Origin of the sequence: Microbispora sp. KK1-11 (genome assembly GCF_006874435.1) — a bacterium.
Classification (GTDB): domain Bacteria; phylum Actinomycetota; class Actinomycetes; order Streptosporangiales; family Streptosporangiaceae; genus Microbispora; species Microbispora catharanthi.
The window spans coordinates 114489-140236 of record NZ_VIRJ01000014.1; the positions used below are offsets into that span (position 1 = coordinate 114489).

The 25748-nt window shown below is 71.4% G+C and carries 22 protein-coding genes; 13 read left to right on the plus strand and 9 right to left on the minus strand.

Going from position 1 to position 25748, the window contains the following annotated elements:
• Positions 1 to 163: 163 nt before the first annotated feature.
• On the minus strand, positions 164 to 3895 hold the full coding sequence (locus FLW16_RS21120; RefSeq protein WP_185949531.1) for a sigma factor: 3732 nt from the start codon (positions 3893 to 3895) through the stop codon (positions 164 to 166).
• Between the two features lie 188 nt (positions 3896 to 4083).
• Between FLW16_RS21120 and pyrE the strand changes: the two genes are divergently transcribed.
• Positions 4084 to 4626 (plus strand): orotate phosphoribosyltransferase, encoded by a 543-nt coding sequence (pyrE, locus tag FLW16_RS21125; protein WP_142561820.1) that lies wholly within the window; start codon positions 4084 to 4086, stop codon positions 4624 to 4626.
• Here the strand turns inward: pyrE and FLW16_RS21130 are convergent.
• Both FLW16_RS21130 and FLW16_RS21135 read right to left on the minus strand, forming a co-directional pair.
• Positions 4598 to 5047 carry a hypothetical protein gene (locus FLW16_RS21130; RefSeq protein WP_142561821.1) on the minus strand — a complete coding sequence of 150 codons (450 nt, stop codon included), beginning with the start codon at positions 5045 to 5047 and terminating at the stop codon, positions 4598 to 4600. The genes pyrE and FLW16_RS21130 overlap by 29 nt on opposite strands.
• A gap of 134 nt (positions 5048 to 5181) precedes the next feature.
• Positions 5182 to 5862, minus strand: coding sequence for a DedA family protein (locus tag FLW16_RS21135; RefSeq protein ID WP_260615439.1), 681 nt, complete (start codon positions 5860 to 5862; stop codon positions 5182 to 5184).
• Between the two features lie 176 nt (positions 5863 to 6038).
• Here FLW16_RS21135 and fbaA point away from each other — a divergent pair, with 176 nt between their 5' ends.
• The 4 genes from fbaA to FLW16_RS21155 all read left to right on the plus strand — a co-directional run bounded on the left by fbaA (position 6039) and on the right by FLW16_RS21155 (position 10066).
• Positions 6039 to 7061, plus strand: coding sequence for a class II fructose-bisphosphate aldolase (gene fbaA / locus FLW16_RS21140; protein ID WP_142561822.1), 1023 nt, complete (start codon positions 6039 to 6041; stop codon positions 7059 to 7061).
• A 105-nt stretch (positions 7062 to 7166) separates the two neighbouring features.
• Positions 7167 to 7589, plus strand: a complete 423-nt coding sequence (locus FLW16_RS21145) for a DUF3151 domain-containing protein (RefSeq protein WP_142561823.1) — start codon at positions 7167 to 7169, stop codon at positions 7587 to 7589.
• A gap of 193 nt (positions 7590 to 7782) precedes the next feature.
• On the plus strand, positions 7783 to 9066 hold the full coding sequence (locus tag FLW16_RS21150; RefSeq protein WP_142561824.1) for an adenylosuccinate synthase: 1284 nt from the start codon (positions 7783 to 7785) through the stop codon (positions 9064 to 9066).
• A 73-nt stretch (positions 9067 to 9139) separates the two neighbouring features.
• Positions 9140 to 10066, plus strand: coding sequence for a glycerophosphodiester phosphodiesterase family protein (locus FLW16_RS21155; RefSeq protein ID WP_142561825.1), 927 nt, complete (start codon positions 9140 to 9142; stop codon positions 10064 to 10066).
• Positions 10067 to 10311: 245 nt separating this feature from the next.
• Here the strand turns inward: FLW16_RS21155 and FLW16_RS21160 are convergent, their stop codons facing one another.
• The 3 genes from FLW16_RS21160 to sigJ all read right to left on the minus strand — a co-directional run bounded on the left by FLW16_RS21160 (position 10312) and on the right by sigJ (position 12804).
• Positions 10312 to 10506, minus strand: a complete 195-nt coding sequence (locus FLW16_RS21160) for a ferredoxin (protein ID WP_142561826.1) — start codon at positions 10504 to 10506, stop codon at positions 10312 to 10314.
• Between the two features lie 20 nt (positions 10507 to 10526).
• Complete coding sequence (locus tag FLW16_RS21165; protein WP_142561827.1) at positions 10527 to 11723, minus strand: cytochrome P450; 1197 nt, start codon at positions 11721 to 11723, stop codon at positions 10527 to 10529.
• 145 nt (positions 11724 to 11868) lie between these two features.
• A complete protein-coding gene (sigJ, locus tag FLW16_RS21170) occupies positions 11869 to 12804 on the minus strand; it encodes an RNA polymerase sigma factor SigJ (protein WP_142561828.1) in 936 nt (311 codons plus the stop codon).
• Between the two features lie 171 nt (positions 12805 to 12975).
• Here sigJ and wrbA point away from each other — a divergent pair, with 171 nt between their 5' ends.
• Positions 12976 to 13584 carry an NAD(P)H:quinone oxidoreductase gene (gene wrbA, locus FLW16_RS21175; protein WP_142561829.1) on the plus strand — a complete coding sequence of 203 codons (609 nt, stop codon included), beginning with the start codon at positions 12976 to 12978 and terminating at the stop codon, positions 13582 to 13584.
• 78 nt (positions 13585 to 13662) lie between these two features.
• Here wrbA and FLW16_RS21180 read toward each other — a convergent pair whose 3' ends face one another.
• Positions 13663 to 14781, minus strand: a complete 1119-nt coding sequence (locus FLW16_RS21180; protein ID WP_142561830.1) for a magnesium and cobalt transport protein CorA — start codon at positions 14779 to 14781, stop codon at positions 13663 to 13665.
• 486 nt (positions 14782 to 15267) lie between these two features.
• On the opposite strand from FLW16_RS21180, the gene purD reads away from it, so the two are divergent.
• From purD to FLW16_RS21210, 6 genes are all read left to right on the plus strand, one after another.
• Complete coding sequence (purD, locus tag FLW16_RS21185) at positions 15268 to 16509, plus strand: phosphoribosylamine--glycine ligase (RefSeq protein ID WP_142561831.1); 1242 nt, start codon at positions 15268 to 15270, stop codon at positions 16507 to 16509.
• Positions 16510 to 16582: 73 nt separating this feature from the next.
• Positions 16583 to 17431, plus strand: coding sequence for a phosphoribosylaminoimidazolesuccinocarboxamide synthase (locus FLW16_RS21190; RefSeq protein WP_142561832.1), 849 nt, complete (start codon positions 16583 to 16585; stop codon positions 17429 to 17431).
• 173 nt (positions 17432 to 17604) lie between these two features.
• Positions 17605 to 18882 (plus strand): UDP-N-acetylglucosamine 1-carboxyvinyltransferase, encoded by a 1278-nt coding sequence (gene murA, locus FLW16_RS21195; protein WP_142561833.1) that lies wholly within the window; start codon positions 17605 to 17607, stop codon positions 18880 to 18882.
• A gap of 262 nt (positions 18883 to 19144) precedes the next feature.
• Complete coding sequence (locus FLW16_RS21200) at positions 19145 to 20389, plus strand: transcriptional regulator (protein ID WP_185949542.1); 1245 nt, start codon at positions 19145 to 19147, stop codon at positions 20387 to 20389.
• A 36-nt stretch (positions 20390 to 20425) separates the two neighbouring features.
• On the plus strand, positions 20426 to 21388 hold the full coding sequence (locus FLW16_RS21205; RefSeq protein WP_142561834.1) for an EamA family transporter: 963 nt from the start codon (positions 20426 to 20428) through the stop codon (positions 21386 to 21388).
• Positions 21389 to 21617: 229 nt separating this feature from the next.
• Positions 21618 to 21893, plus strand: coding sequence for a Clp protease N-terminal domain-containing protein (locus tag FLW16_RS21210; RefSeq protein WP_142561835.1), 276 nt, complete (start codon positions 21618 to 21620; stop codon positions 21891 to 21893).
• On the opposite strand, the gene hisC is transcribed toward FLW16_RS21210, so the two are convergent.
• Both hisC and FLW16_RS21220 read right to left on the minus strand, forming a co-directional pair.
• Positions 21890 to 22954: a histidinol-phosphate transaminase gene (gene hisC / locus FLW16_RS21215; RefSeq protein WP_142561836.1), complete on the minus strand. Its 1065-nt coding sequence runs from the start codon at positions 22952 to 22954 to the stop codon at positions 21890 to 21892. The genes FLW16_RS21210 and hisC overlap by 4 nt on opposite strands.
• Positions 22955 to 23030: 76 nt before the next feature.
• Positions 23031 to 23507, minus strand: a complete 477-nt coding sequence (locus FLW16_RS21220; protein ID WP_142561837.1) for a hypothetical protein — start codon at positions 23505 to 23507, stop codon at positions 23031 to 23033.
• A 137-nt stretch (positions 23508 to 23644) separates the two neighbouring features.
• Here FLW16_RS21220 and FLW16_RS43855 point away from each other — a divergent pair, with 137 nt between their 5' ends.
• A complete protein-coding gene (locus FLW16_RS43855) occupies positions 23645 to 25720 on the plus strand; it encodes a glycoside hydrolase family 6 protein (RefSeq protein ID WP_185949532.1) in 2076 nt (691 codons plus the stop codon).
• Positions 25721 to 25748: the final 28 nt, after the last annotated feature.

The following is a 25748-nucleotide window of genomic DNA, read 5'->3' on the forward strand; positions in this document are numbered from 1 at the left end:
GCCCACAACCCCTGGGATCGGAAGCGTTCACGCCGACCGTACCAGTTTGTCCAGGTATCGCCTCCCACCAATTTGTTATGGAAAAAACGGGCGAGGGGACGGCCGGCGATGAAGCCGCAGAACCCGCGACGGCCGGCTCCTCTCCCCGCAGTGAGGGGAGCTGTCAAGACCACGTTCTCGCGCTCACGACCGCGACGCCGAAGAAGACGGGGTCGCGCCGGGTGGCGAGCTGGAGTGCGGGGTGGGGCCCCAGGAGGGCGTGAAGCGTGTCGACCGCGACGCCTCCGGCGTCTCCTTGGTCCAGGACACCCTCCCGGCTACGGTCCTCCCGGTCCCCGCGAGCGCGATCACCCATGGTGACGACCCCCGCCCTGACCCCCTCGCCGTTCCACACCATCAGGTCGATCCGCGCGGGCGCGCCCCCGGGGGCGAGGCCGTCGAGGGGGAGCCGCAGGGACTTCTCCTCGCTCCCGATGACCGCCGCGGCGTCCAGGACCACGGCCCGCGTGTACGGCTGTCGCGCGTCCTCGGCCATCACCACCAGGCCCCAGGCCGCGTGCCGGACCGTTCCCGTACGCGCCGGGACGCCCGCGACCCACCAGCGGCCTCCACCCGCCGAGCGGACGAGAGAGGTCACGTCGGCGAACGCCTGATAACCGGACCCGGTGGGCAGATTCCGCCGGGCGACCTCGGCGGCGTGCAGGGTCGCGTATCCCGGCATCCCCGGAGCGCGCACCCGGATGTCCTCCGCGGGAACCGCCCCCCGGCCGCCGCCCGACCAGTAGAGGCCCGCCCACAACACCTGGTCTCCGGCGGGCAGGTCGAGATCGGCGCAACTGGACGTACGCGTCGAGGGGTCCCTGTCGAGGTCGATCGGCACGCTCACGCCCGAGTCCCGGTCCCGGCCGCCCCCGGCGGCTCCGCAGGGAGCGGCCGGCGCGGCGGAGCTCACAAGCGTGTTGCCCACGACCCGGGCGAGGAGGCGGCCGTCCGCGGCGAAGCGCGCGGCCGCACCCGAGGCGCGCACCCCCACGGTCGATTCGGCGATGGTCTCCAGCCGCCCCGACCGCACCCGAACCGTGAAGGCCCGGCCCGTGGGCGCGTCCGCCGCCACGGCCACCTTCAGGAAGATCGCCGTCACCTCGCCGGCGGCGAGCGGTCCCCGGACACACCGCACCACTTGGCCCGACGCCACGCGGCCCAACGCCTCACACGACCAGCCGTCGCCCGCGCCGTTTCCCGTCCGCGCGCGCTCCGTGCGCCCGTCCGCCGCGCGCCCCTGACCGGCGCCGTCGCTCGCCTTGCGGTCCTCCCGTATGGCACCGTCCTGCCCCACGATGCCCGGCTTCGCCTCGTGGCCCTGTCGCGTACCGCCGCCCGCCGCGCGGCTGCGGCCTCCGCGCCCGTCCTGACCCAGGTAGCGGACGCCGGGCGGGAGGGTCACCGTCGCGGTGACTTCGCCGGTGGCCGCGTCGCCCGCGTTGCGCAGCCGTACGGCGACGAGCCCGGACTGTCCGCGAAGCAGGGCGCCGAGCGGATCGACGGCGGCGACGAGCGCCTCTTTCGCCTTCCTCCCGCCGCCTGCGGCCTTCTGGGCTCCGGTGTCGCTCCGGTCCGATCGGGCATGCTCACGGGCCTCACGGCCGCGCTCCCCGGCCTGCGGGCGGCCCTGTGCGGTTCCTGGCCGCACGAGGGGGGCGCGATCGGTGGCCGGGCGGCCTGCCTGAGACTCAGTGCGCTCACGGGCCCGCTCCGGCGCCTGCGGCCGTGCCCCGGCCTGCGCGCGAGCCCGGGCGCTGCTTTGGGCACGGCCCTGGCCACTCCCCTGGGCACTGCCCTGCACGCGCGTCTGGGCACTGCTTTGGGCACCGCTCTGCGCGGAGGCCTGGGCGCGATGTTCCTGGTAGGGGTGCCGGGAGAGCCGGCCTCGCACCTGCTGCCGCTCGGGGGCCGATGCCCGTGAGGCGTCCGCGTGGCGAGAGTCCTGGTCCCGACCGGCGAGGACGGTGGTCGTATCCGGCTCGCTCACCACACGCCCGCCCGCCTGTCCCCCGCCGTCCTGCCCGCGACCCGTGAGACGCCCGGTCTCGCGGCCGGCACCCGCGTGCTGTCCGCCTGCGGGGCCTCGGACACCGGAGGCCGCCGATCGCCCGTCGTCGCGGCGTGGGCTCCGGTGATCCTCGCCCGCCCTGCCGCGGCCGGACAGCGATCCCGCGGCACCCTGGGCCGGTTCGCCCCGCGCCGTGTCTTCCCGCGCCGTGTCTTCCCGCGCGGTGGCACCCCGCCCTGTGGCATCCCGTGCCGTGGGCTCCTCTCGCGGCGGCTGCCGATCGGCACCGGGTGTGACCCCGCCGCTGATCTCGGGCATGCCGAGCGCGATGCCCGCGCTCGGCCCGTCGGCACCGTTTACTGCCGCCGGATCGTCCGCGGTCTCCGGCGTCGGGGTGCTCACGGCCGTCCGGGACTCCTGGGCGCTCGGCCTCCGCGGGTCGTACGGCGACGGGGTGCCCGCCGATCCGGCCTGGCCGGTGGCGGCCCGCGACCGCGAGGCGGCGCTGTCCGCGGGCTGCGGGCGGTCCAGGGCCCGCGTTCCGTCCTGACCTCCGGAGCTGCCGGTGAAGAGCATGCCCGTCGGCTGGGCGACGAGCAGGAAGGCGGCCGTCGCCAGGGCGGCCACGGCGATGCCTCCCAGCACCGCCCGATGCGGCGTCGGCACGCCCCGCACCAGTGCGGACAGCCGCGCCAGCGCCGCCCGCGCACGGGCGAACGCCACCCGCGGCACCCCACCCGCCTTCGGGCCCACCTTCGCGAACACGCGCCTGGTCATCACCCGCACACGGCCGTACATCGCCCCCGGCGCCGCACTCACCGTCGCGCACGCGCGCCGGGTCGTCGTGCGGGCCCGGCCGAGCGCCCCGCGCAGCAGCGCGTCCGCCCGTCCGCGCGCACGCCCTGCCGGGCCCGTTCCGCCCCGGGCGGTCCGAACGGCCCCCCTCATGCGGCGGTCCGCGCGGCTCGTCAACGCCCCCATGTGATGACGCACGGCTTCCAGCCGCGCCCGCGCCCTGCTGCCCACCCTGCCGCCTGCCCTGCCACCCGCCCGGCCGTTCGGCCCGTGCCCGCTCGTGCCGCTCGTCCTGCCTCCGCCGTACGGCCGTGAGCCCGTGGCGGTCACGGCGGCGAGGTCGGCGAGGTACTCGTCCACGGCCGGCCCGGCGACGAGCTGGCCGACGACGGCCCGCAGTTCCTGCGTGAGATCGACGAGCTGGAGGAAGACCGACCGGCAGTCGATGCACTCGGCCACGTGGGCGTCGACCGCGCCGGCCTCCTGCTTGGGCAGGCCGTTCTCGACATAGCGCAGGATCATGGACAGGATCGGCCGGCACTCGGCACGTGGGCCGTTCTCCAGGTGCAGCCGCAGGTATGCCTCCCGCAGGCCCTGACGGGCCCTCCGGGTGAGAAGGGCCACGGCCCTGCCCGACAGGCCGACCAGCGGGCCCGTGTCGGCGGGCCTGCCGCCCTCGATCTCCACGTGCCACAGCACCGCGCGCCAGCGTTCCGGCAGCGAGCGGTACGCCCGGGCGAGCGGCGAGCGCTCCAGCCCCGTGAGTTCGGGATCCACATAGAGGGAGTCGCCGTCGGCCAGGTCGACCACTCCGGCGGCGGCGTAGCGGCGCACCGACGCGAGGAGGTAGGGCCGGAACGCGCAGGCGGGCCCACCGCCCCGCCGCACCACGTCGAGAATTCTCGCGAAGGTCTCGACGAGGAGGTCCTCGACGGCGTCCTCGCTCTGCACGACCTGCCGGGCCAGGGATCGCGCGGCGCCCCAGTGCCGCCGGTAGAGCGTCCCGAAGGCCGTCGTGTCGCCTCCCCGCACGGCCTCAAGCAGTTCCATGTCGGTATGCCGGACTTCTCTACGCATTGCGACCTCGCGATTACGATGAGTTGCACGGCGATACATTCCGCAGTCCGTGTCCTGGCTAAACCGCTGGGGCCTCTTTACTCTCAGTAGTCTTCGCACGCCACACCGGGCCACCCGGCCCGTACGGCCCGCACGGCGGGACCGGCCGTACGCTGAGCCTCATGAGTGACCGCGAGAGACTGCTGGACGAGATCAAGAACAAGGGCATCGTGCACGGCCGGGTCGTGCTGTCCTCCGGCAAGGAGGCCGACTGGTACGTCGATCTGCGCCGCATCACCCTGGACGGCGTGGCGGCGCCGCTGGTGGGCCGCGTGATGCTGGACCTCACCGAGGACCTGGACTACGAGGCGGTCGGCGGTCTCACGCTGGGCGCCGACCCGGTGGCGACGTCGATGCTGCACGCCGCGGCGGCCCGTGGCCGCACGCTCGACGCGTTCGTGGTGCGCAAGGCGGGCAAGGCTCACGGCCTGCAGCGCAGGATCGAGGGTCCGGACGTCGCCGGACGCCGGGTGCTCGCGGTGGAGGACACCACCACGACGGGCGGGTCCGTGCTCACCGCGGTGGAGGCGTTGCGCGAGGCCGGTGCGCAGGTCGTGGGCATCGCGACGATCGTGCACCGGGGCGGCGACGAGGCGCTGGCCGCGACCGGCGTGCCGTACCGCTCCGCCTACTCGCTCACTGATTTGGGGATCGCTTCACACTGAACGCCTGCCGCTCACCGGCCGGCCCGGGGGACCTGGCGGTTCCGTTCTCGAAGAGCTGCACCGTGCTCGCGTCGTCGAGGACGACGTCGAGTTCGGGCTGGAAGTAGGACGCCTGCTCGCCCCGGGCCAGGTCCCGGTCGATGAGCACGTCGCCGCCGGGCACGCGGACGAACACGGGACACCGGTCGGCCCGGCAGACCACGCGGACGGTGGGCACGCGGGGCGTGGAGGGCTCGGCGGAAGGCTCGGGCGAGGGCCGCGCCGACGGGGTGGAGACCGCGCCGGAGGCGGGCTCCTCCGAGCCGAACGTGGACAGCAGCGCTCTCGCGCCCACCACGATGACGGCGAGCAGCAGCACGGCCGCCAGACCGACCAGCGCCAGTCTGGCGATGCCAAGGGGATCAGACCTGTGGCGTCCCACAATCGGGAGAGTAGCGGGTGTGAGGCATATCTCAGTACTGACCGGTCACTTCTTGTGCGGCAGCACCTTCCCGCAGGTCATCCGCCGACACCCCGTAGGCGCCGGCCCACCGCCGGCGCGAGCCGCCGGCGGCTTTACCGGGGGGCGTGGTGGCGGCCCTTGGGGGCGGCCGTGGCGGCCCGGCGGTTCTTCATGACCTCGCGCACAATCGGGATCACCGAGAGAAGGACGACGACGAAGACCCCGGGAAGGATGTATTTGTCGATGCCCTCGACCTTGCTGCCGAGGAAATAGCCGAGCAGCAGCAGGGCCTCGACCCAGACGACACCGCCGAGGGCGTTCCAGACGAAGAAGCGGCGCGCGTCCATCTCCAGCACGCCGGCCACCGGGTTCATGAAGGTGCGCACGATCGGCATGAACCGCGCGGCGACCACGGCCTTCGCGGGACCGAACTTCTCGAAGTAGAACTCCGCCTTCTCGACGTGCTCCCTCTTGAACAGCCGGGAGTCCGGCTTGTCGAACATCTTCCTGCCGAACTTCGCCCCCAGGAAGTGGCCCAACTGCGCTCCCGCGATCGCCGCCAGCGGTGCGCCGATCAGCAGGGTGGGCAGGGACAGAGGCGCGATCCCGAATCCCTGCGCGGCGGCGGCGGTGCTGAAAATTCCAGCGGTCACCAGCAGCGAGTCACCGGGCAGGAAGAACCCGACGAGCAGCCCCGTCTCGGCGAATACGATGGCGATGACGCCGATCGTCGCGAAGGCGCCGAGCATGCTCAGCCACCACTTCGGGTCAAGAAGGTCCAAGAGCACGTCCACGGGGCGAGCCTACCTGTCCCGGATGAGATGAGACTGAGAAGCGGCAGGGCTGTGGAAAACCGTGAATCGCGGAATGACCGTGGGTTTCCCGGTGCCCCACATACCCGGCTTTCCCGATCGGCCTGGCCTTCGGGATACTTGCCACGCCGCATACCGTCAGAAGGAGATGACTTCGCATGCCTATCGCGACTCCAGAGGTCTACGCCGAGATGCTCGACCGCGCCAAAGCGGGCGGCTTCGCGTACCCGGCGATCAACGTGACCTCGTCGCAGACCCTGCACGCCGCGCTGCGCGGCTTCGCGGAGGCGGAAAGTGACGGGATCATCCAGGTGTCGACCGGTGGCGCGGAGTTCCTCTCCGGCACCACCGTGAAGGACATGGTCACCGGGTCGGTGGCGTTCGCCGAGTTCGCCCGTGTGGTCGCCGAGAAGTACCCGGTGACGGTGGCGCTGCACACCGACCACTGCCCGAAGGACAAGCTCGGCTCGTTCGTCCGCCCGCTGCTGGAGATCTCCGCCGAGCGCGTCGCGCGCGGCCAGGACCCGCTGTTCCAGTCGCACATGTGGGACGGCTCCGCCGTGCCGCTGGACGAGAACCTCCAGATCGCCAGCGAGCTGCTCGACAAGACCGCGGCCGCCAAGGTCGTCCTCGAGATCGAGATCGGCGTGGTCGGCGGTGAGGAGGACGGCATCGTCGGCGAGATCAACGAGAAGCTCTACACGACGCCGGAGGACGCGCTGGCCGTCGCCGAGACCCTCGGGCTGGGCGAGCGTGGCCGCTACATCGTGGCCGCCACCTTCGGCAACGTCCACGGCGTGTACAAGCCGGGCCACGTCAAGCTGCGCCCGAGCGTGCTCAAGGAGATCCAGGACGCCGTCGGCGCCAAGTACGGCAAGGAGAAGCCGTTCTCGCTGGTCTTCCACGGCGGCTCCGGCTCCACCCTGGAGGAGATCCGCGAGGCGATCTCGTACGGCGTGGTGAAGATGAACATCGACACCGACACGCAGTACGCCTTCACCCGTCCGATCGTGGACCACATGTTCCGCAACTACGACGGCGTGCTGAAGGTCGACGGCGAGGTCGGCAACAAGAAGGCCTACGACCCGCGCGCGTACGGCAAGGCCGCCGAGGCCGGCATGGCCGCGCGCGTCGTCGAGGCGTGCCAGCAGCTCAACTCCGCGGGCACCAAGATCAAGTAAGGGAACGGCCCGGCGGGAAACCCGAAGATCCATTCTTGTATCGATCTTCGGTTCCCGCCGGGACGCCCATACCCCTACGGCTCTTGGACAGGTAAGACTGTCCCCATGGAATCGCACGAGAACCTCCTTGCCGGCCCGCCGCCCACCTTGCTGCCGGACACCCCCGAGGCGCGGCAGATGCTCGAGTCGGGCGCCAAGGCGGCCGACGTGGCCGCGCGCTTCCCCGCCTACTCCGCGGCCTGGGGCGCCCTGGCGGACGACTACTTCGCGGCGGGCCACGCCGTCACCTCCTACGCCTTCGCGCGTACCGGCTACCACCGGGGGCTCGACCAGCTCCGCCGGGCCGGTTGGAAGGGCCACGGGCCGATCCCCTGGGAGCACGAGCCGAACCAGGGGTTCCTGCGTTGCCTGAACGCCCTCGCCCGGGCCGCGAACGCCATCGGCGAGAAGGACGAGGCCGAGCGCTGCGCCCAGTTCCTGCGTGACAGCAGCCCGGCGGCAGCGGAGGCGCTCACCGCGAACTCCTGAACGACCCCTGGACGACCACCCGGACGAACCACCTGAACAGGGCCGCACAGGGGGTCGTACGCGGAACGGCGTGCCCGTCTCGCGACTTAAGACTCCGTTCACCGTCCGCATGCCCCTCAGGTAGTCTCTGTGTGCAAGAGGCCCCTGCCGCGCTTGCGTCAGGGGCTTTCGTCTTGGTGCGGGAGTAGAACCAATGCCGGCTGTCGTTCTCGTTGGCGCCCAGTGGGGCGATGAGGGCAAGGGGAAGGCCACCGACCTGCTGGGCGGTGACGTCGACTACGTCGTCCGTTACCAGGGTGGCAACAACGCGGGCCACACCGTCGTCATCGGCGACCAGAAGTACGCGTTGCACCTGCTGCCGACGGGAGTGCTGTCGCCCGACGTGGTGCCGGTGATCGGCAACGGCGTGGTCGTCGACCCGGGCGTGCTGCTCAGCGAGATCGACGGGCTGGCCGAGCGGGGCATCTCCTGCGACCGGCTGCTGATCTCGGCCAACGCGCACCTGATCATGCCCCAGCACAAGGCCATCGACAAGGTCAGCGAGCGTTTCCTCGGCAAGGCCAAGATCGGCACGACGGGCCGCGGCATCGGCCCGGCGTACGGCGACAAGATCTACCGCATGGGCATCCGGGTCCAGGACCTGCTCGACCCCGGCATCCTCGGCAAGAAGATCGAGGCCGCGGTGGGCGAGAAGAACCAGATCCTCACCAAGATCTACAACCGCCGTGGGCTCGACCCGGCGAAGGTGCTGGAGGAGTACCTCGGCTACGCCGAGCGGCTGCGCCCCCACATCGCCGACACCTCGCTCGTGCTCTCGCAGGCGCTCGACCAGGACAAGGTCGTGCTGCTGGAGGGCGGGCAGGGCACACTGCTCGACATCGACCACGGCACCTACCCCTTCGTGACCTCCAGCTCCCCCACCTCGGGCGGCGCCTGCGCCGGTTCCGGCATCCCGCCGACCCGCCTGACCAGGATCATCGGCATCCTCAAGGCGTACACCACGCGCGTGGGATCGGGGCCGTTCCCGACCGAGCTGCTGGACGAGCAGGGCGACTGGCTGCGTCAGACCGGCGGCGAGTACGGCGTGACCACCGGCCGCAACCGCCGCTGCGGCTGGTTCGACGCGGTCATCGCGCGGTACGCCACCCGGATCAACGGCGTGACCGACTTCTTCCTGACCAAGCTCGACGTGCTGTCCGGGCTGGAGCGGATCCCTGTCTGCGTGGCGTACGACGTCGACGGCGTCCGCCACGACGAGATCCCCATGACGCAGACCGAGTTCCACCACGCCACGCCGATCTACGAGGAGCTGCCCGGCTGGCAGGAGGACATCACCAGCGCCAAGACGTTCGAGGACCTGCCGCCGAACGCGCAGTCCTACGTCAGGGCGCTGGAGGAGATGAGCGGCGCCCCGATCTCGGCCATCGGCGTCGGCCCGGGCCGCACCCAGACCATCCAGATCCGCTCCCTTATCTGATGATTAGTTGCGTACGCGCCCGGAACCGGAGGGTTCCGGGCCGCGGACGGGCGAGGCGGTAAGGTACGCCGCTGTGCATGGAAACGTTGAGCTGCACGGGCACCGTGGAGCGCGGGGCCTGAGGCCCGAGAACACCCTGCCCGGCCTGGCCTTCGCGCTGGAGCTGGGGGTCGACGCACTCGAGTTCGACGTCGCCATGTCCGCGGACGGGCAGCTCGTGCTCACCCACGACCTGCACGTGTCCGCGGTGACCAGCGCCGACACGGGCATGGCCGTCCCGGGGGACGAGATGTTCCCCTACGTCGGCAAGCCGATCATCGCGCTCACGCTCCCTCAGCTGCGCACCCTCGACGTCGGCGTACGGCTGCCCGAGCGGCCGGACGACCGCTTCGCGCTCACGCAGGTGCCGCTGCCGGACACCCGGATGCCGACGCTCGGGGCGGTGCTCGGCCTGATCGGCGCCCTCGGCGCCGATCACGTGCGCCTCCACGTCGAGCTGAAGTCCGATCCCACCCGGCCCGACCTGTGCGCCGACCCGCGCCGCTTCGTCGAGGAGGTCGTCCACGAGCTCGACCGGCACGACCGGTTGTCGAGGGCGGCCCTGCTCAGCTTCGACTGGCGCATCCTGGAGATCGCCAGGCCGATGGTCGAGCGGCGGTACGCCCTGGTCGAGCGCGACACCATGACCCCCGCCTGGATGAACGGCATCCGCCTCGGCGAGGTCGGCGGCGACCTCGCGGCGGCGGCCGCGAGGGTGGGGGCGACGACGCTGTCCCCCGACCGCGTGCTCGTCGACGAGGCGCTGATGACCGGGGCGGCCCGGCAGGGACTGCCGGTCGTGGTGTGGACGGTCAACGAGCCCGACGAGGCCGCCCGGCTGATCGACATGGGGGTGACCGGGATCGTCACCGACTACCCCGACCGCATGCGCCGCCTCTGGAAGTCCCGCGGCCTGCCGCTGCCCGACCCGGTGACCCCGCTCCGCCCTGTGGGAGCCTGAACCGAACGTTCGCCCGGTCGTCGGGACATCCGCGCGAAGCCCGCTCCTCTCCTTGCAGAGACGCAGTCGCACAAGGGAAGAGCCCCGCCCGGAGGCGGTTTCTCCAACCACCGGGGCGGGGCTCCAGGGTCACCCACAAGAATGGCTTTCACAGCCGACTACCAGCCAAGCCGATCAGACCGTGCCCGTCAAGTAGCTGAGCGTCACCCGGCCCAGCGTGTCGCCGTCGCACGGCCCGTGCGGACTCACTCCTCCACGGACAGCGCGCCGGACGGGCAGAGCTGTACGGCCCTGTTCACGGCGGGCGCGAGGTCGGCCGAAGGCTCGGCGTCGAGCACCACGACCGTCCCGTCATCCTCGCTCTGGTCGAACACCTGGGGCAGCGTGAGCACGCACATCCCCGCACCGATACACCGTCCGGTGTCCGCCTTGATCTTCATCGTTCCCCCAGTGACTTTCCTCACCACAGTACCGGCAGACGGTGCACACCGTAGATCGCCATGTTGGACCGCAGCGGAACATCCCACGCCGGCACGGCCAGGCGCAGGTTGGGGAAGCGGCGCAGCAGGGCGGGGTAGGCGATGCGCATCTCGATCCGGGCGAGCTGCTGACCCAGGCACTGGTGGATGCCGTGGCCGAAGCTCAGGTGCCCGTGCGCCGACCGGGTCACGTCGAGGGCGTCGCCGCCCTCGAACCGTTCGGGGTCCCGGTTCGCCGCGCCGATGGACAGCGTCACCGACTCACCGGCCCTGATCAGGGCGCCGCCGACCTCCACGTCCTCCAGGGCCGTACGGGTCGGGCCGATGTGCACGATGCTGAGGTAGCGCAGCAGTTCCTCCACCGCGTTCTCGACGGCGGCCGGGTCGTCCCGCACGACGGCGAGCTGGTCCGGGTTCGTCAGCAGCGCGAACGTGCCGAGGCCGAGCATGTTGGCGGTCGTCTCATGACCCGCGATGAGCAGCAGCAGCCCCACGCCGGCGATCTCCTCGGTCGTCAGCTCCCCACCCGCGACCAGGCCGCTCAGGATGTCGTCGGCGGGTTCCTTCGCCTTAGTCGTCACGAGACCGTGCAGATAGGAGAACAGATCCCCCACCGCGGCCCGGATGTCCTCCATCGACGAGCTCAGGTTCAGCAGCACCGCCGAGTCACGCTGGAACTTCTCCCGGTCCTCGTACGGCACGCCGAGCAGTTCGCAGATCACCAGTGAGGGGATGGGGAGCGCGAAGGACTCGACGAGGTCGGCGGGGGCGCCCTCGCGTTCCATGGCGTCGAGGCGGCTCTCGGTGATCTCCTGGATCCGCGGTTCGAGCTGCTTCATCCGCCTCACGGTGAACTGCCCGGTCAGCAGGCGGCGGTAGCGGGTGTGCGCGGGGGCGTCCATGCGGAGGAAGAACCCCGGCGTCAGCGGCTCACCGCGGAACTCCCCGCGCTGGGGGATCGGCGAGTGCAGCAGTTCGGGGCGGGTGCTGAAGCGGTTGTCGGCCAGGATCGCGCGGGACTCGGCGTAACCGGTCACCAGCCAGCCCTCGTGCCCGTCCGCGTACGTCATCCGCTGGATCGGCGCCTCGGCGCGGCGGCGTGCCAGTTCGTCCGGTGGATCGAAGGCACGTTCCCGAGTAAGGGGATAAGTCGCCAGCCGGGGTGTCGCCTCTGTCATGACACGCTCCTGTGAGAGTGGAAACGGTCGATGTGTCGAGCGGCCCGCTTCCCCCACCTAACAACATCATTTGACATATCGCAATGACTGATTGCTCATGATTCCGGTTGCGAAGCGTACGCGTCCGAAGCGAGTGCCCCGGTGGTCAGCCCGTCGCCCACGGCCGGAGCTTGTCGGGGTTGAGCACCGCCCAGATGTGCGTGATCCGGTCGCCTGCGACGTCGAACGCCATCACCGACACGATGACACCGTCCTGCCGGGCCACCAGACCGGGCTGGCCGTTGACCGTGCATTCCAGGAGCGTCACACCGGGCACCGCACTGGCCCGGTCCGCGAAGAAGCGCGCGATCTGCTCGGCGCCTCGGACCGGACGGGGCTCGGCGCCGACGAGCCCGCCGCCGTCGCCGGCCGCGGTGGCGTCGGGGGCGAGAAGGCCGATGAGGGCGTCGATGTCCTTGGCTTCCCACGCCTGCTTGAAGTCCCTCACGATCCCGGCCCGCCGGGCCGCCGAGGTCGCGGGAGCCTGTGAGTCGCGGATGCGGCGGCGCGCCGAGGAGGCCAGCTGGCGGCACGCCGCCGGGGTGCGGCCGACGATCTCGGCGACTTCGGTGAAGGAGTAGCGGAAGACGTCGTGCAGGACGAACGCGACGCGCTCGGCCGGGGTCATCGAATCGAGCACGACGAGGAAGGCCATGCTGACCGACTCGTCCAGGGTGACCCGGTCGGCCGGATCGGCCGCCGCACCGCCCGGCCCCCCGTCGATCCACTCCGCGGGCTCGGGCAGCGGCTCCGGGATCCATTCGCCCACGTAGCGCTCCCGCCGGGCCCGCGCCGACCCGAGCAGGTCGAGGCAGATGCGACTGGCGACCGTCGTCAGCCAGGCGCCGGGGGACTCGACGGCCTCCTGCCGCTGCCTCGACATGGCGTACCAGCGGGCGTAGGTCTCCTGCACGACGTCCTCGGCGTCGGCCAGGGAGCCGAGGAGCCGATAGGCGAGGTTGATCAACCGGCGCCGCTCGCTCATGATCACGCTCAGGCTCGGGTCGAGCCGGTCGCCTCCCGGCCCGAATTGGTTGGTCATGGTGTCGCCGGCCCCCTTGGTCGCATCCGTCCTCACTCGGTTCGACGAGACATCCCACCGAACTGTCAGGTCCAGACACCGGCAGGCACCGGGAGGTCTCGGCGTCGCCTCACATCCCGAGGGGGTGTGTCGTCGTACCGCTGAGACCACCCCTGAGGAAGGAAACCGATCATGGAACCCGTGAACGTCGCGATCGTCTACTACAGTGCCACGGGCACCGTGCACGCCTTGGCGCAGGCCGCCGCCGAGGGCGCGGAGAAGGCCGGCGCGCACGTGCGACTGCGCAAGGTCGCGGAAACGGCACCACCGGAAGCCGTCAACTCCAGGCCGGAGTGGGCCGCGCACCTCCAGGACACCGCCGACGTCGCCGAGGCCGGCCTCGACGACCTGGTCTGGGCCGACGCCGTGCTGTTCGGGGCCCCCACCCGCTTCGGCAACCCGGCCGGCCAGCTCAGGGCGTTCATCGACACCACCGGCCCCCTGTGGTATCAGGGCAAGCTCGCGGACAAGGTGTACTCGGCCTTCACCGCCTCCAACACCGCCCACGGCGGACAGGAATCCACCCTCCTGGCGCTGGGGAACACCTTCTACCACTGGGGCGGCATCATCGTGCCCCCCGGCTACACCGACCCCATCCAGTTCCAGTCGGGCAATCCCTACGGCGCCTCGCATGTGGCCGGCGACGGCTCACCCGGCGAGGTGTCCTTGCAGGCGGCCCGTCACCAGGCCCGCCGCGTCGTCGGCACCGCGGCCTTGCTGAAGGCCGGCCGCGCCGCCTGATCCGGCACACGCGTGTCCCGGCGAGCAGGTGACGCCCGCCGGGACGCGCGTGCGGCGGCGTCCCGGGGGGAAGGGCGGTCAGAGCCAGCCGTTGCGGCGGAAGGCGCGGTGCAGAAGCGTGCAGGCGACGACCATCACGCCGATCACGATGGGGTAGCCGTACACGGACTTGATCTCCGGCATGTGCTCGAAGTTCATGCCGTAGATGCCGGCGATCATCGTGGGGACCGAGATGATCGCCACCCAGGAGGAGATCTTGCGCATGTCCTCGTTGGCGAGGGCGTTGGAGCGCGCCAGGGCGGCCTGGAGGATCGAGTCGGACAGCTCGTTGGACGCCTGGACCTGCTCGCACACGCGGGACAGGTGGTCGCCGACGTCGCGGAAGTACTCACGCATCTCGGAGGGGATGCTGCGCCGCTGGGGAAGGGCGTTGAAGGGGGTCTGGAGCGGTCCGACGGCGCGCTTGAGCTCCAGCATCTCGCGCTTGAGCTGGTAGATCCTGTTGATGTCGCGGGAGCTGACCTCCGCGAAGACGGCCGCCTCGACCTCTTCGAGCTCGGCCTGCATGAGGTCGGCGACCTGCAGGTACTTGTCCACGACGTGGTCGGCGATGGCGTGCAGGACGCCCGTGGGGCCGCGGCCGACCAGCTTGGGCTTCGACTCCAGCTTCTCGCGGACGTCGCCGAGCGGACAGTGCCGCCCGTGCCGTACGGTCACGACGAAGTCGGGCCCGACGAACACCATGATCTCGCCGGTGCCGATGATCTCACTGCTCGCCGTCGACACCTCGTGGTCGAGGAACGCGACGGTCTTGAGCACCACGAACAGCGAGTCGCCGTACCGCTCGACCTTGGGCCGCTGGTGGGCCTTGATGGCGTCCTCGACGGCGAGCGGGTGCAGGCCGAACACCTCGGCGAGCCACTCGACCTCGGGAGCGGCGGGCTCGTGCAGACCGACCCAGACGTACGCGTCGGGCACCTCGTTGGCCTCGTTGTGCTCGCGGACCAGGCGCACGGCCTCGGGGATGCCGCCGGCGTCGACCTTCTTGCCGCCGATGTACGCGCCGAACTCGACGAGGGAGTTGCTCGGCGGCACGCAGCGGACGATCGTCTCCGCGTTCATCGACGCGGCGCCGAGGTGCGTGGACATCACGCGGGTGTGCCTGTTGATGCGGGGAAAGAGCAGAGAGGAGCGCATGGCGGTCCCTTCCCGCCCGAGCCGGCACGCTCTACGCGCGACGTGATGTCACCCCTTCATAAAGGCGTGAGCTGCCCCTCGGGCTTCAGTTTCGGAGTGGTCGGGAATGCGCACGACGTACGTGCGCGAGCACGTACTGACGGGATCACCAGAATTCATCCCAGACCACCTCCAATCGCCACGAGACAGCGCGAAGCCTATCTAACCTACCACACGGCCGTTGGACACCTGTTCCAGGGTAGCGGCGTCAAGTCCCACCGATCATGCACTTCTTGCCAAAAACAGTCCACACAAACTAGCCATCGATGTGTATCCCCACCCCAACAGGGCAGATCGGCATGCTCCGCGTCGCCAGCCGGCGGAAGACGCCGCGGCGTCGCGTTGTGCCGGTCGAGGTCCTCCCGGCGTGACATCCTCGACGGCTCCACCCGGGCGCTCGCCCACGCCTGAGAACGGGAGGCGGCCGACCGCTGCGACAATGGTCGGGTGCGCGTACTTGTCATCGGTTCCGGGGGTCGTGAGCACGCTCTGTGCCGGGCCCTGCGGCTCGACCCCGCCGTCGTAGAGGTCCACTGCGCCCCCGGCAACGCCGGCATCGCCGAAGTGGCCACCCTGCACCAGGTCACGCCGACCGACGGGGCGGCCGTGACCGCGCTCGCCGAGCGGCTGGGCGCCGACCTCGTCGTGATCGGCCCCGAGGCGCCGCTGGTCGCCGGCGTCGCCGACGCCGTCAGGGCCGCGGGGATCGCCTGCTTCGGCCCGTCGGCGCAGGCGGCGCAGGTCGAGGGGTCCAAGGCGTTCGCGAAGGACGTGATGACCGCCGCCGGAGTGCCGACCGCCCGCGCGTACACCTGCACCACGGAGGAGGAGGCCGCGGCGGCGCTCGACGCGTTCGGCGCGCCGTACGTCGTGAAGGACGACGGTCTGGCCGCCGGCAAGGGCGTGGTCGTGACCGACAGCCGCGAGGAGGCCCTGGAGCACGCCAGGGCCTGCGAGCGGGTCGTCATCGAGGAGTACCTCGACGGCCCCGAGGTGTCGCTGTTCGCGCTGTGCGACGGGACGAGCGCCGTGGCGCTCCAGCCTGCCCAGGACTTCAAGCGGGCCTACGACGGCGACAAGGGCCCCAACACCGGCGGCATGGGGGCGTACACCCCGCTGTCGTGGGCGCCGGAGGGCCTGTCCGAGCAGGTGATGGCCGAGATCGTGCGCCCGACCGTGGCCGAGATGGCGCGGCGCGGCACGCCGTACACGGGAGTGCTGTACGCCGGGCTGGCGCTGACCGCGGACGGCCCCCGGGTGATCGAGTTCAACGCGCGGTTCGGCGACCCGGAGACCCAGGTCGTGCTCGACCGGCTGGAGACCCCCCTGGGAGAGCTGCTGCTCGCGTGCGCGACCGGCGCGCTCGCCGGGCACCCGCCGCTGCGGTGGCGCGACGGCGCCGCCGTGACCGTGGTGCTCGCCGCGGAGAACTACCCGGCCGACCCGGTGAAGGGCGACCCGATCGCGGGGCTTCCCGTGACGGTCGAGGACGCGTACGTGCTGCACGCGGGCACGGCTCTCGACGGGAACAACCGGCTCGTGTCGAACGGCGGGCGGGTGCTCAACGTGGTCGGCACGGGCGCCGACGTCGCCCAGGCCAGGGCTCGGGCCTACGAGGCGCTGGAGCGGATCACGATGCGCGGCTCCCATCACCGGTCCGACATCGCCCTGGCCGCTGCCTCCTCCTGACGCCTCCCGAGGCCTCCTGACGCCCGGCTCTCCCCCTGCTTCGGGCGCGCGGGAGAGCTGGGAAGATGGAACGGTGAAGCACCTGCACTCCGGCAAGGTACGCGACCTCTACGAGACCCCCGACGGGCTGCTGCTGATGGTCGCGTCCGACCGCATCTCGGCCTTCGACTACGTGCTCGAACCCGGCATCCCCGACAAGGGGGAGATCCTCACCCGGCTGTCGCTGTGGTGGTTCGAGCAGCTCAAGGACGTGGTCCCCAACCACGTGGTCTCGACCGACGTCCCGGCGGAGTTCGCCGGCCGCGGAGTGCTGTGCCGCAGGCTGCGGATGGTGCCGGTGGAGTGCGTGGCCCGCGGCTACCTCACCGGCTCCGGACTGGTGGACTACCGCAGGGAGGGCGTCGTCTCCGGCGTGCGGCTCCAGGAAGGGCTCACCGACGGGTCCCGGCTGCCCGAGCCGATCTTCACGCCGTCGTCCAAGGCCCCCATGGGCGAGCACGACGAGCCCATGACGTACCAGGAGGTCGCGGCGGAGGTGGGCGAGGACGTGGCCGAACGGCTGCGCCGGATCACCCTCGACGTCTACAGCCGCGGGGCCGAGATCGCTTTGGAACGTGGCATCATCCTGGCCGACACGAAGATCGAGCTGGGCTGGGACGCCGACGGCGTGCTGACCCTGGGCGACGAGGTGCTGACGCCCGACTCCTCCCGCTTCTGGCCGCTGGACCAGTGGGAGCCGGGCCGCTCCCAGCCGTCGTTCGACAAGCAGTTCGTCAGGGACTGGCTGCTGTCCCCCGAGTCGGGCTGGGACAGGTCGTCCGGCGAGGCGCCCCCGCCGCTGCCCGACGAGATCGTCGAGCGCACCCGCAGCCGCTACGTCGAGGCGTACGAGCGGCTGACCGGCGAGCGCTTCCGCGGCTGAATCACACAGGTCACACAAGTAGTCTCAAGTGACCCGTTCCCCCACGCGTTCTGGGGGTAGTTCCTCCCCGAAACTCCTGGAACAGCGGCTACTCTAGGCCGATCGTCCTCGCCGACGACCCGGCTGCCGGCTGACGGGAGTCCCCCACCCTTCCCCCGAAATAGGAGCAACTCATGGTCAGTTACCGCGTGCGCGGTGGCAACGTACTGCGTGGAACCGCCTTCATCCAGGGCGCGAAGAACGCCGTACTGCCCATGATCGGGGCGGCGTTGCTCGCGGCCGAGGGCCGCACGGTGCTCCGCAACGTGCCCGTCATCGAGGACGTGCGCCGGGCGGTCGAGCTCGCCCAGGCCGTGGGCGCGAAGGTGGAGTTCCACGAGAGCGAGCGGACGCTCGTCATCGACGCCTCCCGCCTGACCAGCCCGGTCCTGCCCGCGGAGATCGCCCGTCGTTTCCGGGGATCGGTGCTGTTCGTCCCCGCGCTGCTCCACCGCCTCGGCGAGGCGATCATCGAGGGCATCGGCGGGTGCAACCTCGGCAGCCGTAACCTCGACTTCCACTACCTGGGCTACAAGCGCCTGGGCGCGATGGTGGACGAGGGCGAGGCCGTCATCCACATCAAGGCCGGCGGTCTGATCGGCGCCCCGCTGTACCTCGACACCCCGTCGCACACCGGCACCGAGAACCTGATCATGGCCGCCTCGCTGGCGCGGGGCACCACCGTCATCGAGAACGCCGCCCTCGAACCCGAGGTGCTCGACGTCATCGCGATGCTGACCCGGATGGGCGCGCGCATCCGCGGCGGCGGCACGGGGTTCATCACGGTCGAGGGCGTGGACGAGCTGACCGCGGTGGAGCACACGGTCATGCCCGACCGGCTCGACGCGGGCGTGTTCGCGATGGCCGCGGCGATCACCGGAGGCGAGGTCAGCCTGGTCGGCGCCTCGCTGGAGCACCTCGGCGTGGTCCGGTGGAAGCTGGAGCAGATGGGCGTCGAGTTCGAGAACCACGGCGCGGTGCTCCAGGTCCGCCGCAACCGCCCGCTGCGCCCGATCAACGTCATCACCGACACCTACCCCGGCTTCGCGACCGACCTGCAGTCGCCGCTGATGACCGTGGCCTGCCTCGCGGAGGGCTCCAGCTACATCCACGAGCGCATCTTCGACGGCCGCTTCGCGCTCGCGGGCGAGCTGAACAAGATGGGGGCGAACGTCGAGGTCGAGGGCAGCCGGGCGGTCGTGCACGGTCCGACGCCGCTGCACGGCACCGAGGTGACGGCGCACGATCTGCGGTCGGGAATCGCGCTCGTGCTCGCCGGTCTCGCGGCGGAGGGCGAGACCACGATCGGGTCCGGATATCTCATCGACCGCGGTCACGCCGCGCTCGCGCAGCGTATGCAGGCACTCGGCGCAGATGTGGTGCGTGAAATTTCCACTTCGGACGAGGGCTGAGTCCGGAAACCTTTACTAATGCCCTGAGCAGCGGGGATCTTCCGATTTACGGAACAGCCGAGACCACCCAGAATGGTATTCCGGCAAATCTGGGCGTGACATTACGGCCTTAACCAGCGATCGTTCCAAAGAGAAGCCACAACAACGAGGGCGACGTGGGATGGGACGAACATTGGTCGAGCGCACGGAAGACACTCCGCGCGGGTCACGTCTGGGCACGGTGACACCCGACCTCACCATCGGTGTGGTGGGGTCGCACGATCTGGTCGAGCGGGTGATGCTCATGGGGCACTCGGCTGCCCCGGTGCCCTGCCGGCTGGTCGCCGCCGCGTACCGGGACGAACAGGAGGCGGCGGACAAGGTGACCCGGCTCGGTCCGGGTGTGGACGCGTGCCTGTTCGCGAGTCCGGTGCCTTTCGAGCTCGCCCGCCGGGCCGGCGTGCTGACGATGCCCGCCACGCACGTGCAGCTCGGCGGGGCCGCGCTCGTGGCGGCGATCGCGCGGGCCGCGCTGGACGAGAGGATCGATCCGCGCCGGGTGAGCCTCGACGTGCTCGGGCGGCCGGACATCGACGAGGCGTACATGGACCTCAACCTCTCCTCGGGCGAGGTGCACAGCCGAGACGAGCCGGGCCCGGTCGGCACGATCACGGCCTTTCACGAGCGGCTGTTCCGCCAAGGAGCCACGACGGGCGCGCTCACGTGCGTCCAGGGCGTGGCCGACCGGCTGTCCGCCGCCGGGGTGCCGGTGGTGCCGATCCGGCCGACCTCCGCGGCCGTCCGTACGGCACTGCACACGGCGTCGCTGCTCGGCGCCCGCCACCGGCTGGAGGAGTCGCAGCTCACGGTCGTGCTGGTCGAGGTGCCGACGCTGCGCGAGCCGGTGCGGCGGGCCGCGCCGCGCTACTGGCGCGACGAGCTGCGGCTGTCGCTGCACCGCCTGCTGGTGCAGGAGGCCAACCGGATCAACGCGAGCGTGTGGCCGATCGACGACCACAGCTACCTCGTGGTGGCGACGAAGGGCTCGATCGCGACGGCCACGGACGGGTTCCGGGTGCTGCCGTTCGCCGCGCGGATCCGCGAGGAACTGGGCCTGGCCGTCGAGGTGGGTGTGGGGATGGGCCGCACCACGCACGAGGCCGAGACGCACGCGAGGGGCGCGCTCGCCCGCACCCAGGGCGGCAAGCAGCCGCAGGGCTTCGCGGTGGACCGGGAGGGCCGCGCGCTGGTGCCGCCGCCCCGCATGCCACCCCAGCCGGGTGGGCCGGTCAAGCCCAAGGGGGTCGAGGTGCTGGCGCGCCTGGCCGCCAAGCTGGAGGGTGGGGACACGGTCGTGGACGCGGAGGGCGCCGGGCGCATGCTCGGAGTCACCCCGCGCACGGCCAGGCGGTTGCTGCGCACGCTGGTTGACGAGGGACTCGCGTGGCCGCTTCCGCCCAACCGCACCCCCCAGCCGGGCCGGCCGCGACAGCTCTACCGGCTGATCGTGGAGAAGCTGAACCGGTAATCACCGTCCAGAAGCGACGGTCTATTGTCATGACCCATGGAACGAAACGGTCATGACGCACGGGTGTGGTTGGCGCTGGCGGCCGTGTACGTGGTGTGGGGCTCGACGTACCTCGGCATCGCGATCGCCATCCAGACCCTTCCGCCGATGACGAGTGGTGGGCTCCGTTTCGTCGCGGCGGCGCTGGTTCTCGGCGCGGTCCTGCTTGTCAGGGCCGTGCCGGTCCGCATGCGGTGGAGGGAGTTCGGGAGCGCCGCGCTGGTCGGGCTCCTGCTTCTCGCCGGAGGCAACGGCATGGTCGCCGTGGCCGAGCAGCACATCTCCAGCGGACTGGCCGCGCTGCTCGTCGCCTCGACCCCGCTGTGGCTGATCGTGCTCAGGACGGTCTTCAGGGACCGGCCGCACGTGCTGACGCTGGCCGGCGTGCTGGTGGGCTTCGCCGGAGTCGCCTTCCTCTCGCTCCGGGGCGGCGGCGCGTCCGGCAACGGCGTGGGCATCACCGTGGTGCTGCTGGGCTCGCTGTCGTGGTCGGTGGGATCGTTCATCTCGCCGCGGATCCCGATGCCGGCCAACCCCTTCGTGGCCAGCACGGTCGAGATGGCGGTGGGCGGCTGCGCGCTGCTGGTCATGGGCCTCGTGCAGGGCGAGCGGCTGCACGTCGGCGCGGTGAGCTGGCAGTCGTGGGCGGCCCTGGCCTACCTGGTGCTGGTGGGCTCCCTGGTGGGCTTCACCTCCTACATCTGGCTGCTCGGCCACGCGCCGATCTCGCTCGTGTCCACCTACGCGTACGTGAATCCGGTGGTGGCGGTGATCCTCGGGATGGCGGTCCTGGCAGAACCGGTCACCGCGGCCATGCTCGTGGCGGGAGCCCTGATCGTGGTGGGGGTCGCGCTCGTGGTCTCCACCGAACGCCGTGGCCGGACCGCGACGCCGTCGGGGGAGGAGACCGCCGCGGTCCCAGGGCGCGTCACGGCGTCCCAGCCGGCCTCCGAACCGTGAAATCGAGCCGGTTCGATGAAGCGCGCGAGCGAAACCGGCAATTCGCGGCGGCGACCGAATCAGGCAATTGATTTCGCTGCGATCCGCGGATTGTCCCGCGATATTCGCAGGGGGAAATGTGAGAGCTTCTCGCGGAAGCCGGGGGCGGGCAGTTGCGCGGGCGGCCGCCTGCGGAATTCACAGAGATCCACTACCGTCATGGCCGCACCCTGATCACGACAGGGCCCGGATGGGTTCACCGACACTGCCGAAGATCGTCTGCCATGGCCGGTCCGCCACGCCGGGGTTCCTTCTGTTAACCCCGGCGGCCGGCGAGGTCCTTCACGCGTCGAACCAGGAGTCCGTGCAGCGCGGCCTCGACCACATCGGAACCGAGCACATCCTGCTCGGGCTCATCCGCGATCGCGAGAGCGTGGCGGCCCGGATCCTGGTCACGCATGGAGCCGGCCTCGACCGCACAGGGCGGATAACGGACGAGCTCATTCAGTGGTATCCGGCCCGCTAGGAAGCCTGCCGGAACGTCTCGGCGGCGGCGAGGAAGACGTCGTTGGCCTCGCGGTCGCCGATGGAGATCCGGGCCCCCTCCCCGTCGAACGGACGCACGGCGACGCCCGCGGCCGCGCACTTCCCGGCGAACTCCATCGTGCGCTCGCCGAGGCGCAGCCAGACGAAGTTGGCCTCGGTGGGCGGGACGGTCCAGCCCTGCGACAGCAGCGCCTCCCTGACACGGGTGCGCTCCTTGATCACGGTCTCGACCCGCTCCTGCAACTCATCCTCGGCCTGCAGGGACGCGATCGCGGCGGCCTGGGCGAGGTGGTTGACCGCGAAGGGCAGCAGCGTCTTGCGGACCGCGGCGGCCACCGGCTCGTGCCCGATCAGGTAGCCGACCCGCAGCCCCGCCAGGCCGTACGCCTTGGAGAACGTGCGCAGGACGGCGACGTTGGGGCGCTCGCGGTAGAGCGTGAGGCCGTCCGGCACGTCCGCGTCCCTGACGTACTCCCGGTAGGCCTCGTCGAGGACGACGGTGACGTTCTCGGGCACGCGGTCGAGGAACCGCGTGAGCTCGTCGGCCCGGTTCACCGTGCCGGTCGGGTTGTTGGGGTTGCACACGAAGACCAGGCGCGTCTCCGGCGTGATGGCGTCGGCCATGGCGTCGAGGTCGTGCGTCTCGTCGCGCAGCGGCACCTCGACCGAGTTGGCGCCCGAGAGGCCGACCAGCAGCGGGTAGGCCTCGAACGAGCGCCAGGCGTACACCACGTCGGCACCGGGCTCGCCGACCGCCTCCAGGATCTGCTGGGCGACCGCCACCGATCCGGCGCCCAGCGCGACGTGGTCGTACGGCACGCCGAACCGCTCCGCGAGCGTCTCGGTGAGCCGGACCGCGCCGGGATCGGGATAGCGGTGGACCTCCGTGGCCGCCCGCGCGATCGCCTCCACCACCGACGGCAGGGGTCCGAAGGGGCTCTCGTTGGAGGACAGCTTGTAGGACCGGCCGTCCGGGGAGACCACGGCCTTGCCCGGCTTGTAGGCCGGCATGGTGTCGAGGATCGAGCGGAATCGAGGCATGTCCTAACGATAGGAGATCCGCCTGGCCGGGCGGCACCCCGCACACCCCCTGTGGACGGCCCCGCCCGCCCCGGTCCTACTTGTAGTAGGCGTAGAGCGTCTTCCAGGTGCCGGCGTACTGGCAGTTGAGGGACGGCTTGGCGGCCTTGGTCTCGGAGCAGGTCTTGAGCTCGACCTCGCCGACGTTCTTGACCGTGAAGGCGAACGTCTTCTTCGCGCCGTACGAGCAGGTGCGGTAGTTGCGGTAGGCCAGGTGCGGCGTGTTGGCGGCGTCGAAGTAGCTGACGCGGAACAGGGCCCAGCCGCAGGTGGACGCCTTGTGGGTCAGGCTGGTGACGCTGCCGGCGACCTTGACGTACGGCGCGGGCCGGCTCGGGTCGTCCTTGGCCGCGGCGGTCAGCGAGCCGCTCACCTTGGCCTTCGACCCGGCGGCGTAGTAGGGACCCCAGGGCTTGGGGGCGGCGGCCTGGGCCGCCGTCGCGGTCGCGAGCGGGACGAGGGCCAGGATGCCGGCCGCGAGCGTGATGCCTGCCAGGGAGCGGGTGAGGGTCATGGCGGGGGTCCTTTCCTCTGTCGTTGCGAGCAGTTTGTCCCGGGGCGCTTTCAAAGCCCTTGACGCCCGCTGTACCTCGCTGGTGGGCCGGGGATCGCGTGGTTAGGATCGCGCGGTAACCGGCGAGCGGGGAGAGCATGACGAGCGGCGCGGCGGGCGAGGGACCGCGGGACGGCGATCCCCGGCGGATCGGGCCGTTCCGCATCCTCGGCAGGCTCGGCCAGGGCGGCATGGGCACGGTCTACCTCGGCCGGGACGCCGATGGCCGCGACGCGGCGGTCAAGGTGATCCACCCGCAGTGGGCGGCCGACCCCGACTTCCGGCGCAGGTTCCAGCGCGAGGTCGCCGCCGCGCAGCGGGTCGCCCGCTTCTGCACCGCCGCCGTCCTCGGCGCGGGGCTGGACGGCGACGTCGCCTACCTCGCCACCGAGTACGTCCCGGGGCCCACGCTGCAGGAGGTCGTGCGGGAGCGCGGGCCGCTGTCGGGGTCGAGCCTTGAGGCGGTGGCGGTCAACGTGGCCGTGGCCCTGCAGGCGATCCACAGCGCGGGAGTGATCCACCGCGACCTCAAGCCGTCGAACGTGCTGCTGTCGCCGGTCGGTCCCAAGGTCATCGATTTCGGCATCGCCCAGGTCACCGACACCACCGCCGACATCAGCGGCATCGTCGCGGGAACCCCGTCCTTCATGTCGCCCGAGCAGGCGAAGGGCGACCGGCTGACCCCCGCGTCCGACATCTTCGCCTGGGGCGCGCTGGTGGCGTACACCGCCTCGGGCCGGGCGCCGTTCAGCGGCGGGTCGATCCCGAGCATCCTCTATCGGGTGCTGCACGAGCCCCCGCACATCTCGGGCCTCGACCCCCGGCTGCGGTCGATCGTCGACCTGGCGCTGGCGAAGGACCCGGCCCGGCGTCCCACCGCGCAGCGGCTGGTCGAGATGCTGACCGGCCACGAGCCCATCGAGCCCGCACCCGCACCCGCACCCGCGAGCGTGCAAGGAGCGCCCACGGCCGTGGCGGCCGGGGCGAGCCGCCGCTCCCGGGCGGGTGTGGGGATCGCCGCCGCCGCCACCGCCATCGTGGTCACGGCGGGCGTGGTCGTCGCCGTCCAGGCGGCGTCGTCCGGGGACCCCGAGCCGTCGCGGAAACCGCCGGCGCGCACCACCGCGAGCGCCTCCGGCGGCAACCCGCTGCGCGGGCAGGCCGTACGGCTCTACGCGAGCCCGACCGGCGACGAGGCGCACCAGGCGGACGTCTGGCAGGCGGCGGGGCGGGCCGGGGACGCCGCGCTGATGCGGAAACTGGCCGCGGTGCCCAGGGCCGTGTGGCTCGGCCAGACGAGCGCGGTCGAGGCCGCCCGCGCGGCGAGCACCACGCTGGAGGCCGCGGCGCGGCAGGACGCGGTCGCGGTCTTCGTCACCGACCACATCCCGCTGCGCGCGTGCAACGAGGACGGCGGCGCGGCGGACTCGGCCGACTACCTCGCCTGGATCGACGCGCTCGCGTCGGCGGTCGGCGACCGCAGGGCGGTCTTCGTGCTGGAGCCGAACAGCCTCGCGGAGTTGCCCGGCTCGCCGGACTGCTCGCTGGGCGACGCCGCCGACCAGCGTGCCAGGCTGCGCATGCTCGCCGCGGCGGCCAAGCGGCTCGGCGCGCTGCCGAACACCGCCGTCTACCTCGACGGCAGCCTGGACGGCTGGCCGTCGCCCGAGGTCGCCGCGACTCGGCTGGTCGACGCCGGGATCACCGGCGCGGACGGCTTCTATCTCAACGTGTCCGGATTCCAGAAGACCGACCGGCTCGTCGCGTACGGCACCCGCCTCGCCGCCTGTGTGAAGACCAAGTCGTCGGACCGCGTCCGTGCCTGCGCCGACGCCGGCACGGACGCGGGGACGGCCGGGCTCCCCCACTTCGTGGTCGACACGAGCAGGAACGGCAAGGGCGAGTGGACCCCGCCGGAGGGCAGGTACAAGGACCCCCAGGACTGGTGCAATCCGCCGGGACGCGGCGCCGGTGTACGGCCGACCACCCGCACCGGCAGCGCACTCGTGGACGCGTACCTGTGGGTGCGGCCGGCCGGCATGTCCGACGACCAGTGCGACCGCGGCGAGGGCGGCTCCACCGACCCGGTGTACGGCGTCGTCCCGCCCTACGGAGGCGCGTGGTGGCCCGAACTCGCCCTCCAGCGGGCCAGGGACGCCGTTCCGCCGCTCTGATGAGCGGCTCAGTCCCGATGTGCGGGCG

Bases quoted from the DNA above. Each gene is read 5' to 3' on its own strand.
- FLW16_RS21120 (WP_185949531.1), bottom strand. From the start codon at position 3,895: ATGGAACTGCTTGAGGCCGTGCGGGGAGGCGACACGACGGCCTTCGGG.
- pyrE (WP_142561820.1), top strand. From the start codon at position 4,084: ATGAGTGACCGCGAGAGACTGCTGGACGAGATCAAGAACAAGGGCATC.
- fbaA (WP_142561822.1), top strand. From the start codon at position 6,039: ATGCCTATCGCGACTCCAGAGGTCTACGCCGAGATGCTCGACCGCGCC.
- FLW16_RS21145 (WP_142561823.1), top strand. From the start codon at position 7,167: ATGGAATCGCACGAGAACCTCCTTGCCGGCCCGCCGCCCACCTTGCTG.
- FLW16_RS21150 (WP_142561824.1), top strand. From the start codon at position 7,783: ATGCCGGCTGTCGTTCTCGTTGGCGCCCAGTGGGGCGATGAGGGCAAG.
- FLW16_RS21160 (WP_142561826.1), bottom strand. From the start codon at position 10,506: ATGAAGATCAAGGCGGACACCGGACGGTGTATCGGTGCGGGGATGTGC.
- FLW16_RS21165 (WP_142561827.1), bottom strand. From the start codon at position 11,723: ATGACAGAGGCGACACCCCGGCTGGCGACTTATCCCCTTACTCGGGAA.
- sigJ (WP_142561828.1), bottom strand. From the start codon at position 12,804: ATGACCAACCAATTCGGGCCGGGAGGCGACCGGCTCGACCCGAGCCTG.
- wrbA (WP_142561829.1), top strand. From the start codon at position 12,976: ATGGAACCCGTGAACGTCGCGATCGTCTACTACAGTGCCACGGGCACC.
- FLW16_RS21180 (WP_142561830.1), bottom strand. From the start codon at position 14,781: ATGCGCTCCTCTCTGCTCTTTCCCCGCATCAACAGGCACACCCGCGTG.
- murA (WP_142561833.1), top strand. From the start codon at position 17,605: ATGGTCAGTTACCGCGTGCGCGGTGGCAACGTACTGCGTGGAACCGCC.
- FLW16_RS21205 (WP_142561834.1), top strand. From the start codon at position 20,426: ATGGAACGAAACGGTCATGACGCACGGGTGTGGTTGGCGCTGGCGGCC.
- FLW16_RS21210 (WP_142561835.1), top strand. From the start codon at position 21,618: ATGGGTTCACCGACACTGCCGAAGATCGTCTGCCATGGCCGGTCCGCC.
- hisC (WP_142561836.1), bottom strand. From the start codon at position 22,954: ATGCCTCGATTCCGCTCGATCCTCGACACCATGCCGGCCTACAAGCCG.
- FLW16_RS21220 (WP_142561837.1), bottom strand. From the start codon at position 23,507: ATGACCCTCACCCGCTCCCTGGCAGGCATCACGCTCGCGGCCGGCATC.
- FLW16_RS43855 (WP_185949532.1), top strand. From the start codon at position 23,645: ATGACGAGCGGCGCGGCGGGCGAGGGACCGCGGGACGGCGATCCCCGG.